The organism is Streptomyces sp. NBC_00726, from assembly GCF_045161735.1.
In the GTDB taxonomy this organism is placed as follows: domain Bacteria; phylum Actinomycetota; class Actinomycetes; order Streptomycetales; family Streptomycetaceae; genus Streptomyces.
Genome location: NZ_CP108983.1, coordinates 4,752,854 through 4,770,407, shown reverse-complemented (window position 1 = coordinate 4,770,407; position 17,554 = coordinate 4,752,854). Strand labels below are relative to the sequence as shown.

Annotated in this window: 18 protein-coding genes; all 18 read right to left on the bottom strand. The window is 69.7% G+C overall.

Annotation, left to right across the window (positions count from 1 at the left end):
* Positions 1-55 precede the first annotated feature (55 nt).
* Entirely contained in the window at positions 56-502 is a 447-nt protein-coding gene (locus OG338_RS21535; protein ID WP_405940495.1) for a DUF2550 domain-containing protein, read from the bottom strand.
* A gap of 139 nt (positions 503-641) precedes the next feature.
* Positions 642-1,016, bottom strand: a complete 375-nt coding sequence (locus tag OG338_RS21530; protein ID WP_143619738.1) for a F0F1 ATP synthase subunit epsilon — start codon at positions 1,014-1,016, stop codon at positions 642-644.
* Positions 1,017-1,125: 109 nt separating this feature from the next.
* On the bottom strand, positions 1,126-2,568 hold the full coding sequence (gene atpD / locus OG338_RS21525; protein WP_329028984.1) for a F0F1 ATP synthase subunit beta: 1,443 nt from the start codon (positions 2,566-2,568) through the stop codon (positions 1,126-1,128).
* Positions 2,568-3,482 carry a F0F1 ATP synthase subunit gamma gene (locus tag OG338_RS21520; RefSeq protein WP_405938875.1) on the bottom strand — a complete coding sequence of 305 codons (915 nt, stop codon included), beginning with the start codon at positions 3,480-3,482 and terminating at the stop codon, positions 2,568-2,570. Before OG338_RS21520 ends, atpD begins: the two co-directional genes overlap by 1 nt.
* 3 nt (positions 3,483-3,485) lie before the next feature.
* On the bottom strand, positions 3,486-5,057 hold the full coding sequence (atpA, locus tag OG338_RS21515) for a F0F1 ATP synthase subunit alpha (RefSeq protein WP_018102633.1): 1,572 nt from the start codon (positions 5,055-5,057) through the stop codon (positions 3,486-3,488).
* Between the two features lie 131 nt (positions 5,058-5,188).
* Entirely contained in the window at positions 5,189-6,004 is an 816-nt protein-coding gene (locus tag OG338_RS21510) for a F0F1 ATP synthase subunit delta (protein ID WP_405938874.1), read from the bottom strand.
* Positions 6,001-6,546, bottom strand: coding sequence for a F0F1 ATP synthase subunit B (locus OG338_RS21505; protein ID WP_405938873.1), 546 nt, complete (start codon positions 6,544-6,546; stop codon positions 6,001-6,003). The genes OG338_RS21510 and OG338_RS21505 overlap by 4 nt, the downstream gene beginning before the upstream one ends.
* A gap of 42 nt (positions 6,547-6,588) precedes the next feature.
* Positions 6,589-6,819: an ATP synthase F0 subunit C gene (gene atpE / locus OG338_RS21500; RefSeq protein WP_405938872.1), complete on the bottom strand. Its 231-nt coding sequence runs from the start codon at positions 6,817-6,819 to the stop codon at positions 6,589-6,591.
* Between the two features lie 73 nt (positions 6,820-6,892).
* Positions 6,893-7,729, bottom strand: coding sequence for a F0F1 ATP synthase subunit A (atpB, locus tag OG338_RS21495; protein ID WP_405940494.1), 837 nt, complete (start codon positions 7,727-7,729; stop codon positions 6,893-6,895).
* Between the two features lie 204 nt (positions 7,730-7,933).
* A complete protein-coding gene (locus tag OG338_RS21490) occupies positions 7,934-8,377 on the bottom strand; it encodes a hypothetical protein (RefSeq protein WP_405938871.1) in 444 nt (147 codons plus the stop codon).
* 260 nt (positions 8,378-8,637) lie between these two features.
* Complete coding sequence (locus OG338_RS21485) at positions 8,638-10,092, bottom strand: MraY family glycosyltransferase (RefSeq protein WP_405938870.1); 1,455 nt, start codon at positions 10,090-10,092, stop codon at positions 8,638-8,640.
* 136 nt (positions 10,093-10,228) lie between these two features.
* Positions 10,229-10,870 (bottom strand): protein-tyrosine-phosphatase, encoded by a 642-nt coding sequence (locus tag OG338_RS21480; protein ID WP_405938869.1) that lies wholly within the window; start codon positions 10,868-10,870, stop codon positions 10,229-10,231.
* Positions 10,867-11,514 (bottom strand): L-threonylcarbamoyladenylate synthase, encoded by a 648-nt coding sequence (locus tag OG338_RS21475; RefSeq protein ID WP_405938868.1) that lies wholly within the window; start codon positions 11,512-11,514, stop codon positions 10,867-10,869. Before OG338_RS21475 ends, OG338_RS21480 begins: the two co-directional genes overlap by 4 nt.
* Before the next feature lie 52 nt (positions 11,515-11,566).
* Positions 11,567-12,412, bottom strand: coding sequence for a peptide chain release factor N(5)-glutamine methyltransferase (prmC, locus tag OG338_RS21470; RefSeq protein WP_405938867.1), 846 nt, complete (start codon positions 12,410-12,412; stop codon positions 11,567-11,569).
* Between the two features lie 49 nt (positions 12,413-12,461).
* Positions 12,462-13,538: a peptide chain release factor 1 gene (gene prfA / locus OG338_RS21465; protein WP_018102643.1), complete on the bottom strand. Its 1,077-nt coding sequence runs from the start codon at positions 13,536-13,538 to the stop codon at positions 12,462-12,464.
* Between the two features lie 151 nt (positions 13,539-13,689).
* Entirely contained in the window at positions 13,690-13,914 is a 225-nt protein-coding gene (rpmE, locus tag OG338_RS21460) for a 50S ribosomal protein L31 (RefSeq protein ID WP_018102644.1), read from the bottom strand.
* Positions 13,915-14,069: 155 nt separating this feature from the next.
* Positions 14,070-15,167 carry an LCP family protein gene (locus OG338_RS21455; protein WP_405938866.1) on the bottom strand — a complete coding sequence of 366 codons (1,098 nt, stop codon included), beginning with the start codon at positions 15,165-15,167 and terminating at the stop codon, positions 14,070-14,072.
* 284 nt (positions 15,168-15,451) lie between these two features.
* Positions 15,452-17,485 (bottom strand): transcription termination factor Rho, encoded by a 2,034-nt coding sequence (gene rho, locus OG338_RS21450; protein WP_405938865.1) that lies wholly within the window; start codon positions 17,483-17,485, stop codon positions 15,452-15,454.
* Positions 17,486-17,554 lie beyond the last annotated feature (69 nt).

Sequence of the window (17,554 nt, the reverse complement as noted above, 5' to 3'; positions counted from 1 at the left end):
GGGGAGACAGGTCCGCCCCCTGTCTCCCCGGTTTTTCGCGTGTGCGCACGCCCGCTCAGGCCACATTGACTCGCTGGCCCGGCGGGGCCGCCTCCAGCCAGGCGAGGAAACCGGTCAGCGCGTCCTCGCTCATCGCCAGCTCCAGGCGGGTCTCCCGGTGGAGACAGCCGAGCACGATCGCGTCGGAGAGCAGCGCAAGCTCCTCCTCGCCCTCCGGCATCCGGCGGGCCACGACCTCGATCGCGGACCGCTCCAGGACCCGGCGCGGGCGCGGCGAGTAGCTGAAGACCCGGAACCAGTTCACCTTGTCGCCGCTGTAGCGGGCGACGCCGTACACCCAGCCCTTGCCGGACAGGTCGGGCTCCTCCGGCACATTCCACCGGAGACTGCAGTCGAAGGTCCCGCCGGAGCGCTGGATCAGCCGCCGGCGCAGACCGAAGACGAAGAGCCCCACTGCCACCAGTGCGACGACCAGTCCGCCCACCCACAGCGCGAGGTACATCTCCACCGACCTCCTCGCATCATCGAGTAGACGGACACCGTCCGTACGTCACCTGCATCTGCATCGCCTCAGCCGCGACACGGTCCGGAGAGGTCTCCGGCACGGGCCGCGGCTGAGGGTAAAACCTGTCGTGAGGTGGCTAGTGTGCCGCCACCGCACGCAGTCGTACTTCGGCGCGCCGCTCGGAAGCGGCGTCCGTGTCCGACTTCGCACGCTCAAGCGCGCGCTCGGCGCGCTCGACGTCGATCTCGTCGGCAAGCTCCGCGATCTCCGCGAGAAGCGACAGCTTGTCGTCGGCGAACGAGATGAAACCGCCGTGCACGGCGGCGACGACGGTCGCGCCCTCGCTCGTACGGATCGTCACCGGGCCCGATTCCAGCACACCCAGAAGCGGCTGGTGACCGGGCATGACGCCGATGTCGCCGGACGTGGTGCGCGCGACGACCAGGGTGGCCTCGCCGGACCAGACACTGCGGTCCGCGGCGACCAGCTCGACGTGCAGCTCAGCAGCCAAGGGTGGCTCCTCGGGTCACCACCCGGCGGTCGTGCCGGGTGTTGGGTCAATTCTACGGGGCGTGGTGAGGGGGACGGGACGCACCCGCCCCCCTCGGTGAGCCGGGGGCTCAGGAGACGCCGAGCTCCTTGGCGTTGGCCTTCAGGTCCTCGATGCCACCGCACATGAAGAACGCCTGCTCGGGGAAGTGGTCGTACTCACCGTCGCAGATCGAGTTGAACGCGGCGATCGACTCGTCGAGCGGAACGTCCGAACCGTCCACGCCGGTGAACTGCTTGGCGACGTGGGTGTTCTGCGACAGGAAGCGCTCGACGCGACGGGCACGGTGGACAACGAGCTTGTCCTCCTCGCCCAGCTCGTCGATACCGAGGATCGCGATGATGTCCTGGAGGTCCTTGTACTTCTGGAGGATCCCCTTGACACGCATGGCGGCCGCGTAGTGGTCCGCCGCGATGTACCGCGGGTCGAGAATGCGGGACGTCGAGTCCAGCGGGTCCACGGCCGGGTAGATGCCCTTCTCGGAGATCGGGCGGGAGAGCACCGTCGTCGCGTCGAGGTGGGCGAAGGTGGTGGCCGGCGCCGGGTCGGTCAGGTCGTCCGCGGGGACGTAGATCGCCTGCATCGAGGTGATCGAGTGACCGCGGGTCGACGTAATGCGCTCCTGGAGCAGACCCATCTCGTCGGCCAGGTTCGGCTGGTAACCCACCGCGGACGGCATACGGCCGAGCAGGGTGGACACCTCGGAACCGGCCTGGGTGTACCGGAAGATGTTGTCGATGAAGAAGAGCACGTCCTGCTTCTGCACATCGCGGAAGTACTCCGCCATGGTCAGACCGGCCAGGGCGACGCGGAGACGGGTCCCCGGCGGCTCGTCCATCTGGCCGAAGACGAGCGCCGTCTTGTCGATGACGCCGGAGTCGGCCATCTCCTCGATGAGGTCGTTGCCCTCACGGGTGCGCTCACCGACGCCCGCGAACACCGACACACCGTCGTGGTTGTTGGCGACGCGGTAGATCATCTCTTGGATCAGCACGGTCTTGCCGACACCGGCACCACCGAACAGACCGATCTTTCCACCCTTGACGTACGGGGTGAGGAGGTCGATGACCTTGACGCCGGTCTCGAACATCTCGGTCTTGGACTCGAGCTGGTCGAAGTTGGGCGCCTTGCGGTGGATCGGCCAGCGCTCGGTGACCTCGGCCTCGGCCTCGGGCTTGTTGAGGATCTGGCCGAGGGTGTTGAACACCTTGCCCTTGGTGATGTCACCGACGGGGACGGTGATGCCCGTGCCCGTGTCGGTCACCGGGGCCTGGCGGACCAGACCGTCGGTGGGCTGCATGGAGATCGCGCGGATCACGCCGTCACCGAGGTGCTGGGCGACCTCGAGCGTCAGCGTCTTGAGCTTGCCGTCCTCGGCCGGGTCGGCCACCTCGACGGTCAGCGCGTTGTAGATGTCCGGCATCGCGTCGACGGGGAACTCCACGTCGACGACCGGGCCGATGACCCGGGCGACGCGGCCCGTGGCAACGGCCGTCTCAACTGTGGTCGTCATTACTTGTCACTCCCCGCGGTCGCGTCGGCCAGCGCACTGGCACCACCGACGATCTCGCTGATTTCCTGGGTGATTTCGGCCTGGCGGGCCGCGTTGGCAAGCCGGGAGAGCGTCTTGATGAGCTCACCGGCGTTGTCGGTGGCCGACTTCATCGCGCGGCGGCGGGCGGCGTGCTCGGAAGCAGCGGCCTGAAGCAGCGCGTTGTAGATACGGCTCTCGACGTACCGCGGAAGCAGGGCGTCGAGGACGTCCTCCGCCGACGGCTCGAAGTCGAAGAGCGGCAGGATCTCGCCCTTGCCGGTCTCCTGCTCCGTGGCACCGAGACTGAGCGGCAGCATCCGGTCGTCCACCGGGTTCTGCGTCATCATCGACACGAACTCCGTGAAGACGATGTGCAGCTCGTCGACGCCGCCCTCGGCGGTCTCCTTGGACACCGCCTCGATCAGCGGGGCAGCGGCCCGCTTGGCATCCGCGTACGTCGGGCTGTCGGTGAAGCCGGTCCACGAGCCCGCGATCTTGCGCTCGCGGAACCCGTAGTAGGCGACACCCTTGCGGCCGATCACATACGTGTCGACCTCCTTGCCCTCACCGCGCAGCCGCTCGGTCAGCTTCTCCGCGGCCTTGATGGCGTTGGAGGAGTAACCGCCGGCCAGACCGCGGTCGCTCGTGATGAGCAGGATCGCGGCCCGGGCCGGGGACTCGGCCTCGGTGGTCAGCGGGTGCTTGGTGGTGGAGCCGGTCGCCACCGCCGTCACCGCGCGGGTCAGCTCGGTGGCGTACGGCGTCGACGCCGCCACCTGGCGCTGCGCCTTGACGATGCGCGAGGCGGCGATCATCTCCATCGCCTTGGTGATCTTCTTCGTGGCGGTGACGGAGCGGATGCGGCGCTTGTAAACGCGAAGCTGAGCGCCCATCGATCAGCCCTCGCCCAGGAGCTTGCCGTCCGAGGTCTCGAACTGCTGCTTGAAGGCGGCCACGGCGTCGGCGATCGCTTCCAGCGTGTCGTTGGACATCTTGGCGCCCTCGCGGATGCTGGTGAGGAGGTCCTTGCGCTCGCGGCGCAGGTACTCCAGCAGCTCCGTCTCGAAGCGGCGGATGTCCTCGACCGGGACGTCGTCCATCTTGCCGTTGGTGCCGGCCCAGACGGAGACGACCTGCTCCTCGACCGGGAACGGGGCGTACTGCGGCTGCTTCAGCAGCTCGACCATGCGCTTACCGCGCTCCAGCGACGCCTTGGAGGCCGCGTCCAGGTCGGAACCGAAGGCGGCGAACGCCTCCAGCTCGCGGTACTGGGCGAGGTCCACGCGGAGCCGGCCGGACACCTGGCGCATGGCCTTGTGCTGGGCGGAGCCACCGACGCGGGAGACCGAGATACCGACGTTCAGGGCCGGACGCTGGCCGGCGTTGAACAGGTCGGACTCCAGGAAGCACTGGCCGTCGGTGATGGAGATGACGTTGGTCGGGATGAACGCCGACACGTCGTTCGCCTTGGTCTCGACGATCGGGAGACCCGTCATCGAACCGGCACCCATGTCGTCGGAGAGCTTGGCGCAGCGCTCCAGCAGACGCGAGTGGAGGTAGAAGACGTCGCCGGGGTACGCCTCACGGCCCGGCGGACGGCGCAGCAGCAGGGAGACGGCGCGGTAGGCGTCGGCCTGCTTCGAGAGGTCGTCGAAGATGATCAGGACGTGCTTGCCCTGGTACATCCAGTGCTGGCCGATGGCCGAACCGGTGTACGGCGCGAGGTACTTGAAGCCGGCCGGGTCGGACGCCGGGGCGGCGACGATGGTCGTGTACTCCAGCGCACCGGCCTCTTCGAGGGCGCCGCGCACGGACGCGATCGTGGAGCCCTTCTGCCCGATGGCGACGTAGATGCAGCGCACCTGCTTGTTCACGTCGCCCGAGCGCCAGTTGTCGCGCTGGTTGATGATGGTGTCGACGGCCAGAGCGGTCTTACCCGTCTGACGGTCGCCGATGATCAGCTGACGCTGGCCGCGGCCGATCGGCACCATGGCGTCGACGGCCTTGTAGCCGGTCTGCATCGGCTCGTGCACCGACTTACGGACCATGACGCCAGGGGCCTGCAGCTCAAGGGCGCGGCGGCCGTCGGTCGCGATCTCGCCGAGACCGTCGATCGGGTTGCCGAGCGGGTCGACGACGCGGCCGAGGTAGCCCTCGCCGACGCCGACGGAGAGCACCTCACCGGTGCGCTGCACCGGCTGGCCCTCCTCGATGCCGCTGAACTCGCCGAGGACGATGGCACCGATCTCGCGCTCCTCAAGGTTGAGGGCGAGGCCGAGGGTGCCGTCCTCGAACTTCAGCAGCTCGTTCGCCATGGCGGAGGGCAGGCCCTCCACCTTCGCGATGCCGTCGCCGGCAACGCTGACCGTACCGACCTCCTCGCGCGAGGCCGCGTCCGGCTTGTACGACTGGACAAAGTTCTCCAGCGCGTCCCGGATCTCCTCCGGCCGGATCGTGAGCTCCGCCATCTGGGTTCCCTGCTCTCCTTGTTGGGCCCGAAGTTTCTTAAGGGGGTCTGGGGGCGACCCCCAGGAATCTTCTGCAGTTTCTGCACGGCCCAACCGGGCCGCTGGTCTTGCTCTGTTCTGTTGCGCCTGCGTCAGCCGGCCATACGGCGGGTCGCCTCGTCGAGGCGGTCCGCGATGGTGCCGTTGATGACCTCGTCGCCGACGCGCACCGCGATCCCGCCGAGGACCGCGGGGTCCACGTCCAGGTTCAGGTGCATCTGGCGGCCGTAGATCTTCGCCAGGGCGGCGCCCAGGCGCTGCTTCTGCCGGTCGCTGAGCGGCACCGCGGAGGTGACGATCGCGACCGTGCGCTCCCGGCGCTCCGCGGCGAGCTTGGACAGGGAGTCGAGTCCCGCTTCCAGGCTACGTCCACGCGGCTGGGTGACAAGCCGCACGATGACGCGCTCGGTGGCGGGCCGCGCCTTGCCGCCGAGCAGGCTGCGGAGCAGCTCGCCCTTGGCGGACGGGGTCGCGGTCCGGCTGGTGAGCGCGGCACGCAGGGCGGTGTCCGAGGCGACGATGCGGCCGAACCGGAAGAGTTCGTCCTCGACGTCGTCCAGGTCGCCGGTGCGCTGGGCGGCGGTGAGGTCGGCGGTGTTCGCCAGCTCCTCGACCGCGTCGACCAGGTCACGCGACTGCGACCAGCGCGAACGGACCATGCCGGAGACCAGGTCGACGGCTTCGCCGCCCACCTGGCCGCCGAGCAGGCGGCCTGCCAGCTCGGCCCTGGCCTCGCCCGGCTGCGCCGGGTCGGTCAGGACCCGGCGCAGCGACACCTCGCGGTGCAGCAGCGCCGTGACGCCGGCCAGGTCCTCGGCGAGCTTCGCCGCGTCGACCGACGTGGAGTCGGTCAGTGCGTCGAGACGCTCGCGTGCGGCAGCCAGTGCCTCGCGGCTCGCGCTGTTCATCGGACGGCCTCGGCCTTCGCTTCGAGCTCGTCGAGGAAGCGGTCGACGGTGCCACTCTGCCGGGCGTGGTCCTCCAGGGACTCACCGACGAGCTTGCCGGCCAGGTCGGTGGCGAGCTTGCCCACGTCCTGGCGCAGCGCGGCGGCGGCGGCCTTGCGGTCGGCCTCGATCTGGGCGTGGCCGGCGGCGACGATCTCGTCGCGCTGGCGCTGGCCCTCGGCGCGCATCTCCGCCAGGATCACGGCGCCCTGCTCCTGCGCCTCCTGGCGCATACGAGCGGCTTCGTGGCGGGCCTCGGCGAGCTGAGCCTTGTACTGCTCAAGAACGCTCTGGGCCTCGGTCTGGGCCGCATCGGCCTTCTCGATACCGCCTTCGATGGCCTCGCGGCGCTCCTCCAGAACCTTGTTGATGTTCGGGAGGAGCTTCTTGGCGAGGAAGCCGAAGACGATAAGGAAAGCGATGAGGCCAATGACGAGCTCGGGAATCGGCGGGATGAGGGGATTTTCCATCTCCTCGGCCGCGACCGTAAGCAACTGGCTCACGTCAGTGCCTTTCGTCTAGGGGGCTGGTCTGTGATCCGGGGATCAGGTGCCGTAGACGAACGGCATGACCAGACCGATGAGGGCGAGCGCCTCACAGAAGGCGAAGCCGAGGATCTGGTTGGCACGGATCAGGCCGGCCGCCTCGGGCTGGCGGGCGAGCGCCTGGGTGCCGTTACCGAAGATGATGCCGATGCCGACGCCGGGGCCGATGGCGGCGAGGCCGTAACCGATGGAGCCGACGGAGCCGCTGACGGCAGCAAGAGTCTGGGACATGCCAGTTCTTCCTTTTCTTTCACGGACCGGTGGGGGTTGGCCACCGGACGACTGCGAGTGGTGCGGGCGGGACTCAGTGGTGCTCGGCGAGCGCGCCCTGGATGTAGCTGCAGGTCAGGAGCACGAAGACGTACGCCTGCAGCGCCTGGATGAAAAGCTCGAAGGCGGTCATCACGATGGTCATCACGAAGGACACGCCGGCATAGGCGAACCCGATGCCGTTGAGCAGGTACCAGCTGGCGATCGTGAACAGCAGCAGCAGCGTGTGGCCGGCAAACATGTTCGCGAACAGTCGGACCGCGTGCGTGAACGGCCGCACCAGCAGGTTCGAGAACAGCTCGATCGCGGCGGCCAGATACGCGACGGCGCCGAGCGACTTGTCGAAGCCGGTGAAGTTCTTGAACGCTCCGACGAAGCCGTGGCGCTTGAACGTCAGGCTGACCCAGACGATGTACACGATCGCCGCGAGCACTGCGGGGTACGCGATGATCGCCGTCACCGGGAACTGGGCGACCGGGATGATCGACCAGAGGTTCATCATCCAGACGAAGAAGAACAGCGAGACGACGAGCGGAACGTACTTCTCGCCCTCACGCTTGCCGATCGTCTCGTAGACGATGCCGCGGCGGATGAAGTCGTAGCCGGCCTCGGCCGTCATCTGGAGCTTGCCGGGCACCATCTTCGGCTTGCGGAAGGCGGCCCAGAAGAAGCCGACGATGATGATCGAGCCGAGCAGGGCCAGCAGCATCGTCTTGTTGAAGTACAGGTTGCTGTCCGCGTCACCCCACAGAGGCTCGAACAGGAACGAATGCAAGCCAGGTGCATCGAAACCACAGCCGGAAAAGATGTGGCAATCGGTCTCGAAGGCGAGCACCTGTGTCGGGTCAGCACTCACCGCGGGCTCCTTCAGCGTGGCGCATAGGTACGGCAACCTCGTTGTGTCGGCGCGGCGCGCAGCCGCGGTTCGGCACTGGACTGGTGTTTCGGATGTGTGAGCGGCAGTCAGGCATGTGAGCCTCGCGATCGAGCAGGCGTCAGCTCACATGCACGCGCCCGCAGTGCCGCAGTTGGAACCGGACGATAGCAGGGTCCTGACCCCGCGCTTATTCCGCCCCTACCCTTCACGCTTCGGACCCCGGTTTCCGGCCTTGTCGGCCTTCTCGGATTCGGGTTCCACGTAAAGGATCTTGGCCTTCATGTGCGCACGCGCCTGTGCGCCGATCCACACGAGGGTCGTCGCGACCAGGGTGATCGCGAACGCCTTCGGGTTGAACAGCGAGGTGTTCTTGAACACGGCGACGAAAATGAACAGCAGCAGCAACTGAGCCGTATACAGCATCAGCCCCATCGCCTGGAACAAGTGCGGCAGGGACTTGGCCGTCCGTTGCAGAACCGCCAGCCCGATCCCCATGAAGACGATCACCACGACCGTGGCAACGATCGCGCCCAGGGCTCCCTTGCCGCCGGCGACGCCAGCGCTGATCGCGGCGGCGACAGCGCCGGCGACAGCGGTGGGTACGGCGGTCTGGAGGAGAGTCCGGACGTCGTTGGACGGCATGGCGGCAGCTCCGCTTGCAGGGGGTGGGCAGTGTGTCGTCATGGACGAGCGTAGGCCCGGTCCGAGTGAATCCCTCGGGCCGATGGACCGTGCTACATCAGGTCCTTCGGCTGTGTCACCGGGCTTCGTGAACGGTATCACAAACTATTTGATGAGGTCTTTACCAAGAAAGTGTGCTCGCCGTCACACGTGAGGGCTAATAAGCACGTGTGAGCGAGGCGCGGCTTCGCTTTGTCTGCTATTGGGTGCCGGTGACCGGTTCAGCGGCGGGTGGAACCGGCCGCCCGGCGGTCGCTCGTACGCGAACGGTGGCCGATAGCGGTCGCTCCGTTGACGCCCGAGACACCCGCGGCGACGGGCGCCCCGGCGGCCGCCTCACGCTCCTGGGCACCGTCCACGGCCTCACCGGCCCCACCGGCCCCACCAGTCCCCATCTGGCCGTCCACGGCGCCCTGTTGGCCCTCCGCGGCCTCCCCGGCCTCCTCCGGCGCGGCGGCACCCGGCACGGCGGCACCCGGCTCCTCCGCCCGACGCCGTCTGCGGCGGTAGCGCGGCGGCACGAAGCGTTCCGCCCAGTGCGGGGCGCGCGGGGTGAAGCGGGGCATCAGGAGCAGGATCAGCCCGAGCGCGCTCAGCCCCACGATCACGATCACGATCCACAGGGACGTCGAGTGCACCGAGTACCCCACCGCGCCGAACGCGATCAGCGCCGACCAGAAGTACATGATCAGCACCGACCGGCTGTGCGAGTGGCCGATGTTGAGCAGCCGGTGGTGCAGGTGACCGCGGTCCGCCGCGAACGGCGACTGGCCGTTCCAGGTGCGCCGGACGATCGCCAGCACCAGGTCGGCCGCCGGGATCGCGATGATGGTCAGCGGCAGCAGCAGCGGGATGAAGACCGGGAGCATCGCGTGGGTCGCCTGGCGCTCACTGCCCTCGAAGATCTTCATGGTGTCCGGGTCGACCTGCCCGGTCACCGAGATCGCGCCCGCCGCGAGCACCAGGCCGATGAGCATCGACCCCGAGTCACCCATGAAGATCCGCGCGGGGTGCATGTTGTGCGGCAGGAAGCCGAGGCACATGCCCATCAGGATCGCCGCGAACAGCGTCGCCGGGGCAGCGGCCTCGATGGTGTGCCCGTACCAGAGCCGGTAGGTGTACAGGAAGAACGCGGCGGCGGCGATGAGCACCATGCCCGCCGCGAGCCCGTCCAGGCCGTCCACGAAGTTGACCGCGTTGATCGTGATGACGACCAGCGCCACGGTGAGCAGCGTGCCCTGCCACGGGGTGAGGGCGACGGTGCCGACGCCCGGGATCGGCAGCCACAGGATCGTGAGGCCCTGGAGGACCATCACGGCGGCGGCGAGCATCTGCCCGCCCAGCTTGATCAGGGCGTCGATCTCGAACTTGTCGTCCAGGACCCCGATCAGCCAGATCAGCGCCGCCCCGGAGAGCAGCGCTCTCGGTTCACTGGAGAGCTCGAAGACGCCGTCGAGGTTGGCCAGGTGGTTGGCGACGATGAGCCCCGCGCACAGCCCGCCGAACATGGCGATGCCGCCGAGCCTCGGGGTCGGTTCGCGGTGGACGTCGCGCGCGCGGATCGCGGGCATCGCCCCGACCGCGATGGCGAACTTGCGCACCGGACCGGTGAGCAAGTAGGTCACAGCGGCCGTGACACAGAGTGTCAGCAGGTAATCACGCACGGGCTGCCCCACAGATATCGCCGGCCATCTCAGCCCACACCTTAACTAGACAGGTCCCATGGTTGAGGACACGAAGCTGTCCGCGATGGTTGCACGGCACCGCTCAGGAAGATCATCGAGGGCCCCCGCGGGAAGCCCGCCGCCGGGGTCAGCGGTGCGCGGAGACGCCGGTCAGCGCGGTGACGACCGGGTCCAGGGCCTGGCTGATCTCGTCGCCGATGGACCGGAAGAAGGTGATCGGGGCGCCGTACGGGTCGTGGACCTCGTCGGCGTCCGCGGTCGGGGCCAGCAGCCAGCCGCGCAGCGCCGCGGCGGCCCGGACCAGGGCGCGGGCGCGCTCGACCACGCCCTCCTCGCGGGCGTCGGGCAGGGTGGCCGGGTCTATGGCCCGGACCAGCCTGGTGAACTCCTTGAGCGTGAAGGTGCGCAGCCCGGCCGAGTGGCCCATGGAGATGACCTGGGCGCGGTGGTCGCGGGTGGCGGTGAGCACGAGGTCGGCCCGGATCACATGCTCGTCCAGCAGCTCACGGCCGGTGAAGCCGGAGGCGTCCGCGCCGAAGTCGGCGAGGACCACCTCGGCGTTGGCCTCCATCGGGGCGCCCTCGTGGCCCCAGGTCCCGGCGCTCTCCACGATCAGCCCGCCCTGGAGCGGGTCCCCCAGCCGGTGCACCAGGGCGTGCCGGGTCAGCCGCTCGGTGATCGGCGAGCGGCAGACGTTGCCGGTGCTGACGTGGAGGATGCGGAAAGTGTCGGGCCGCCCCGCTATGCCACGCCCCTCGGGGGCGGTCAATTGGCCACCTCAAGGTCGGGGACCACCTTGCGCAGCTCCTCCGCCGAGATCGCCCCGGCACGCAGCAGGACGGGCACCTTGCCGGTGACGTCCACGATGGAGGAGGGCACGATGCCGGGGGTCGGGCCGCCGTCGAGGTAGACGGAGACGGCGTCGCCGAGCATCTCCTGGGCGGCGTCGCAGTCCTCCGGCGAGGGGTGGCCGGTCAGGTTGGCGCTGGACACGGCCATCGGGCCGACCTCGGTGAGCAGCTCGATGGCGACCGGGTGCAGCGGCATCCGGACGGCGACGGTGCCCCGGGTGTCGCCGAGGTCCCACTGGAGCGAGGGCTGGTGCTTGGCGACCAGGGTCAGGGCGCCCGGCCAGAAGGCGTCGACCAGCTCCCACGCCTGCTCGGAGAAGTCGGTGACCAGGCCGTGCAGGGTGTTCGGGGAGCCGATGAGGACCGGCGAGGGCATGTTGCGGCCCCGGCCCTTGGCCTCCAGCAGGTCGCCGACCGCCTCGGAGGCGAAGGCGTCCGCGCCGATCCCGTACACGGTGTCGGTGGGCAGCACGACGAGCTCGCCGCGGCGGACGGCCGACGCGGCTTCGCGCAGCCCCGTCGTGCGGTCCGTCGCGTCGTTGCAGTCGTATCGCCGTGCCATCAGCCGGCCTCCTCAAGCATGTACGGGTAGGGGTGCGGGGCGCCGGCCCGGGTCACGGCATCGCCTTGCGGGCGGTGGCGAACCGGGGCCGCCGGTTGAGGTCGGGGTGGTCGGCCGCGTCGGCCCAGCCCCGTTCCTCGGTGAAGATCCAGGGCACCTGGCCGCCCTGGGTGTCGGCGTGCTCGATGACGACGAGGCCGCCGGGGCGGAGCAGCCGGTGCGCGGTGCGCTCGATGCCGCGGATGGTGTCGAGGCCGTCCTCGCCGGAGAACAGCGCCATCTCGGGGTCGTGGTCGCGCGCCTCGGGCGCCACGTACTCCCACTCGGTGAGCGGGATGTAGGGCGGGTTGGAGATGACGAGGTCGACCTGGCCGTCCAGCTCGGGCAGGGCGGTGAGCGCGTCGCCGCGGTGGACGGTGACGCGGGAGCCCTCGGCGTTCTTCCGGGTCCACTTCAGGGCGTCCTCGGAGAGCTCCACGGCGTGCACCCGGGAGCGCGGGACCTCCTGGGCCATGGCGAGGGCGATGGCGCCGGAGCCGGTGCACAGGTCCACGATCAGCGGCTCCACGACGTCCATCGCGCGGACGGCGTCTATGGCCCAGCCGACGACGGACTCGGTCTCCGGGCGGGGCACGAAGACGCCGGGCCCGACCTGGAGCTCCAGGTAGCGGAAGAAAGCGCGGCCGGTGATGTGCTGGAGGGGTTCGCGGGCCTCGCGGCGGGCGATGGTCTCCCAGTAGCGGGCGTCGAAGTCGGCGTCCGGCACGTTGTGCAGCTCGCCCCGCTTGACGCCGTGCACGAACGCGGCGAGTTCCTCGGCATCGAATCTCGGTGAGGGAACACCGGCGTCGGCCAGCCGCTGGGTGGCCTGGGCCACCTCGGCGAGCAGCAGGTTCATCGCGGTCTCTCCGTACGGGTTCACGAGCGGGGCGGGGCGGGCGGTGGGCTCAGGCGGCGGCCAGCTTGGCGGCGGAGTCGGCGTCGACGCACGCCTGGATCACCGCGTCCAGGTCGCCGTCGAGCACCTGGTCCAAGTTGTACGCCTTGAAGCCGACGCGGTGGTCCGAGATCCGGTTTTCCGGGAAGTTGTACGTCCGGATCTTCTCGGAACGGTCGACCGTTCGCACCTGGCTGCGACGTACGTCCGAAGCCTCCTGCTCGGCGGCCTCCTGGGCGGCGGCGAGCAGCCGGGAGCGCAGGATGCGCATCGCCTGCTCCTTGTTCTGGAGCTGGCTCTTCTCGTTCTGGCAGGAGGCGACGACACCGGTCGGCAGGTGGGTGATGCGGACGGCGGAGTCGGTCGTGTTGACGGACTGGCCGCCGGGGCCGGACGAGCGGTAGACGTCGATGCGGAGGTCGTTGGCGTGGATCTCGACGTCGACCTCCTCGGCCTCGGGGGTCACGAGGACACCGGCGGCGGAGGTGTGGATGCGGCCCTGGGACTCGGTGGACGGCACGCGCTGCACGCGGTGCACCCCGCCCTCGTACTTCATCCGGGCCCAGACGCCCTGGCCGGGTTCGGTGGCCCCGTTGCCGCCCTTGGTCTTGACGGCGACCTGGACGTCCTTGTAGCCGCCGAGCTCGGACTCGGTGGAGTCGATGATCTCGGTCTTCCAGCCGACGCGCTCGGCGTAGCGCAGATACATGCGCAGCAGATCGCCGGCGAACAGCGCGGACTCGTCGCCGCCCGCCCCGGCCTTGATCTCCAGGAGCACGTCCTTGTCGTCGCTGGGGTCCCGGGGGACGAGCAGGAGGCGGAGCTTCTCGGTGAGCTCCTCGCGCTGCTGCTCCAGCTCCTTGACCTCGGCGGCGAAGTCGGGGTCGTCGGCGGCGAACTCGCGGGCGGTCTCGATGTCGTCACCGGACTGCTTCCAGGAGCGGTACGTCGCGACGATCGGGCTCAGCTCCGCGTAGCGCTTGTTGAGCTTGCGCGCGTTGCCCTGGTCGGCGTGGACCGCGGGGTCGGCGAGCTGCTTCTCAAGATCGGCGTGCTCACCGATCAGTTCCTCGACCGCCTCGAACATCTCGGGCTCCTGGTTCCTTCGCTCGTCGTGCCTGCCGGCCGGTGGGTGCCTGCCGGGGCCGGGGTACGGAGACCCCGTGCCCGGACCGGAAAAAAACGCCGGCCACGGCGCCCCCGGGAAGAGGGCACCGCGGACCGGCGCGGACGGCTCGCTACTTGCCGGCGGCCTTGGCGCCCTTGCCGAAGCGGGCCTCGAAGCGGGCCACACGGCCACCGGTGTCGAGGATCTTCTGCTTGCCCGTGTAGAACGGGTGGCACTCGGAGCAGACCTCGGCACGGATGGTGCCGCTGTCCAGCGTGGAGCGGGTGGTGAACGACGCGCCACAGGTGCAGCTGACCTGCGTCTCGACGTACTGGGGGTGGATGTCGCGCTTCAAGGGTGTCTCCTAGGTTCGGGAGGGCTCCGGGTCGTACGCGCGGATTGCGCGTCCGTGAACCGGGGCCGACGTACCAGTCTGCCAGGACCGGCCGTATCTCCCAAAACCAGGGTGGAGGGCCGGGTATTCCCCCGGTGTGCGGCCGGGGGTCCGGGTCACCGGACGATCTTGCCCGCGTCGCCCTTGTCGCCGGCCGACTGCTCCGTCGCGGAGGCGGGGATCGGCTTGTCGGCGTTCAGGGCGTCCCAGACCTGCTGGCCGGCCTCCTCCAGCGGGACGACCCGGTTGGGGTCGGCGGGGTCGTACTCGACGGGCAGGGTCACCATGTTCACGTCGTCGGAGCCGAGGCCCTTGAGGCCCTTGGCGAAGCCCGCGAGCTTGGTGACCGAGCCGAGGTCGGAGTCGGTGGTGACCGCCTTGGTGGCGGTGTCCGCGATGCCGTAGAGCTTGGTGCCGTCGAACACGCCCACGCTCTTGACCTGCTGCATCAGCGCCTTGATGAACGCCTGCTGGAGCTGGATGCGGCCGAGGTCGCTGCCGTCGCCGACGCTGTGCCGGGTGCGGACCAGGCCGAGGGACTGCTCGCCGTCCAGGGTGTGGGTGCCGGGTTCGAGGTCCAGATGGCTGTCGGGGTCGTCGATCGCCTCGGTGGTGGTGATCTCGACGCCGCCGAGCTTGTCGATCAGCTTCTTGAAGCCGGTGAAGTCGACCTCGATGTAGTGGTCCATGCGGATGCCGGACATGGATTCCACGGTCTTCACCGCGCAGGCCGGCCCGCCGACCTCGTACGCCGTGTTGAACATGGCCCGCCGCTGCCCGGCCACCGGGTCGCCGCCGGCGCCGGTGCAGTCGGGGCGGGTGACGAGGGTGTCGCGCGGGATGGAGACCACACTCGCGGTCCGGTGTCCCTTGTTGACGTGGACGACCATCGCGGTGTCGGAGCGGGCCGCGCCGCCGTCCTCGCCGTATTCGCCGTTGGCGCCGGAACGGGAGTCGGAGCCCAGGACGAGGATGTCCTCGGAGCCGTTGTCGATGTTCTCGGGGCGGTCCTTGCCGAGCGCGGTGTTGATGTCGACGGCCTGGAGGTTTCCGTTGAGATGGACGTACGCGTAACCGAGCCCCGCACCGCCGACGACGACCGCGCCGGCCAGGCCCCAGAGGGCGATCCGGGTGGCCCTGCGACCGCGGGACGGCTTCTTCCGGCGTTTGCCGGTGGCCCGTATTCGGCCGCTGCTCCCGCTTGGCTCGCTCATGCGTCTCCCTCGTTCCGTCGGTGACCCCCTTGCGGTGGTGGCGACGAAAAGGTTGGCACAGGCGGCTGTGGCCCCCGGCTGCGCCCGGACCGGCCCGCGCGGGTGCGGTGCCGGCCGGTATTCCGGCGCCCACCTGCGGTTTCGTGGCCCGTACAACGGTTGTACGGGGTGCTGCGCGCCGGCGCCCGTGTGGCGAAGGTCTCGGAACGGCAACGGGGTACGGCACAGGGCCGCCCCCGCACCGGAAGTGCGGGGGCGGCCCTGTGTGCGGCCGGGGGCTGCGACTAGTCGTTGTTGCCCGGGGCCGGCGTCGTCTTCTGGATCTGGAGCAGGAACTCCGCGTTCGACTGGGTCTTCTTCATCCGGTCGAGCAGGAGCTCGATGGCCTGCTGCTGGTCGAGCGCGTGAAGCACCCGGCGCAGCTTCCAGACGATCGCCAACTCCTCGCCGCCCAGCAGGATTTCCTCCTTGCGGGTGGAGGACGCGTCGACGTCCACCGCCGGGAAGATCCGCTTGTCGGAGAGCTTGCGGTCGAGCTTGAGCTCCATGTTGCCGGTGCCCTTGAACTCCTCGAAGATCACCTCGTCCATGCGCGAGCCGGTCTCGACCAGCGCGGTGGCCAGGATGGTCAGCGAGCCGCCGTCCTCGATGTTGCGCGCGGCACCGAAGAAGCGCTTCGGCGGGTAGAGCGCGGTCGAGTCGACACCACCGGACAGGATGCGGCCGGAGGCCGGGGCGGCGAGGTTGTACGCGCGTCCCAGGCGGGTGATCGAGTCCAGCAGGACGACCACGTCGTGGCCCAGCTCCACCAGGCGCTTGGCGCGCTCGATGGCCAGCTCGGCGACCGTGGTGTGGTCCTCGGCGGGGCGGTCGAAGGTCGAGGAGATGACCTCGCCCTTCACCGACCGCTGCATGTCGGTGACCTCTTCCGGACGCTCGTCCACGAGGACGACCATCAGGTGGCACTCGGGGCTGTTGACCGTGATCGCGTTGGCGATGGCCTGGAGGATCATGGTCTTGCCGGTCTTCGGCGGGGCCACGATCAGACCGCGCTGGCCCTTGCCGATGGGGGCGACCAGGTCGATGATCCGCGTCGTCAGGACGTTGGAGTCGGTCTCCAGGCGGAGCCGGTCCTGCGGGTAGAGCGGGGTCAGCTTCTGGAACTCGGGGCGGCCGCGGCCCGATTCGGGCGCCATGCCGTTGACCGAGTCGAGGCGGACCAGCGCGTTGAACTTCTCGCGGCGCTCGCCGTCCTTGGGCTGGCGCACCGCACCGGTGACGTGGTCGCCCTTGCGCAGGCCGTTCTTGCGGACCTGGGCGAGCGAGACGTACACGTCGTTCGGGCCGGGCAGGTAGCCGGAGGTCCGGATGAACGCGTAGTTGTCGAGGATGTCCAGGATGCCCGCGACGGGGATCAGGACGTCGTCGTCGGTGACGGGCGGGGCGTCAGCGAATTCGTCGCGCCCGCGCCGGCCCCGGCGGTCGCGGTAGCGCCCGCGCCGGCCGCGCCGGCCGCCGTCGTCGTCGAAGCCGTCGTCCTGCGGGCCGTTGCCGCCCTGGTTCTGGCCGCCGCCCTGGCGCCGGTTGCCGCCCTGGTCGTCGCCCTTGCCGCGCTGCCGGTCGCGCTGGCGGTCGCGGCGCTGCTCGCCGCCCCGGTCGCCGCGCTGGCGGTCGCCGCGGTCGCGGCGGCCCTCGGCGTTGTCCGCGCCGGACTCGGCCTTGGACTCGGTCCTGGAGTCGGCGGAGCGGTCCTCGGCGGGCGCCTCCTGCTTCTGCTCCTGCTTCGGCTCGTCCTGGGCGCGGTCCTTGGTCTGCGCCTTGGCGTCCGGCTTGCTCTCCGGGCTGCCCGCCTGCGCGGTGGCGCGGCGACGGCGGCGCTCGCCCGCGGGCTGGTCGTCGCTGGCCGGCTGGCCCGGGATGTCGATCTGCTGCTGGGCCGTGGCCTTCTCGACGGGCGCGGCGGCGGCCGGGGCGGCCTCGTCGGCGCCGGTGCGCGCCTTGGAGGTGGCGCGGCGCTTCGGCTTGGTCTCGGCGCCTTCGGCGGGGGCCGCGGCGGCCTTGGTCTTGGGGGCGGAGGAGCCGCCGCCGGCCTGGGCCTCCTTGATGACCTCGATCAGCTGGCTCTTGCGCATCCGCGCGGTGCCCTTGATACCGAGGCCGGACGCGACCTGCTGGAGCTCGGCCAGGACCATGCCCTCAAGGCCGGTGCCGGAGCGGCGGCGCCGTGCGGTGGTGCCAGTGGCAGCACCTTCGGCGGGCGCGGCGCTGTCGACGCTCTTGTCGGCAGTCACGCCCATCAGATCGGTGGTGTCGCTCACGAAGGGTCCTTCCCTGGAGCGGACGTCGGCCTTCTGGCTCGGCGACCGGTTGTGCTGTCCGGCTGCGGT

Coding starts and splice junctions, on each gene's coding strand:
- OG338_RS21535 (WP_405940495.1), bottom strand. CDS start 502: ATGTACCTCGCGCTGTGGGTGGGCGGACTGGTCGTCGCACTGGTGGCA.
- atpD (WP_329028984.1), bottom strand. CDS start 2,568: ATGACGACCACAGTTGAGACGGCCGTTGCCACGGGCCGCGTCGCCCGG.
- OG338_RS21520 (WP_405938875.1), bottom strand. CDS start 3,482: ATGGGCGCTCAGCTTCGCGTTTACAAGCGCCGCATCCGCTCCGTCACC.
- atpA (WP_018102633.1), bottom strand. CDS start 5,057: ATGGCGGAGCTCACGATCCGGCCGGAGGAGATCCGGGACGCGCTGGAG.
- OG338_RS21510 (WP_405938874.1), bottom strand. CDS start 6,004: ATGAACAGCGCGAGCCGCGAGGCACTGGCTGCCGCACGCGAGCGTCTC.
- atpE (WP_405938872.1), bottom strand. CDS start 6,819: ATGTCCCAGACTCTTGCTGCCGTCAGCGGCTCCGTCGGCTCCATCGGT.
- OG338_RS21490 (WP_405938871.1), bottom strand. CDS start 8,377: ATGCCGTCCAACGACGTCCGGACTCTCCTCCAGACCGCCGTACCCACC.
- OG338_RS21475 (WP_405938868.1), bottom strand. CDS start 11,514: ATGGCACGGCGATACGACTGCAACGACGCGACGGACCGCACGACGGGG.
- prmC (WP_405938867.1), bottom strand. CDS start 12,412: ATGAACCTGCTGCTCGCCGAGGTGGCCCAGGCCACCCAGCGGCTGGCC.
- prfA (WP_018102643.1), bottom strand. CDS start 13,538: ATGTTCGAGGCGGTCGAGGAACTGATCGGTGAGCACGCCGATCTTGAG.
- OG338_RS21455 (WP_405938866.1), bottom strand. CDS start 15,167: ATGAGCGAGCCAAGCGGGAGCAGCGGCCGAATACGGGCCACCGGCAAA.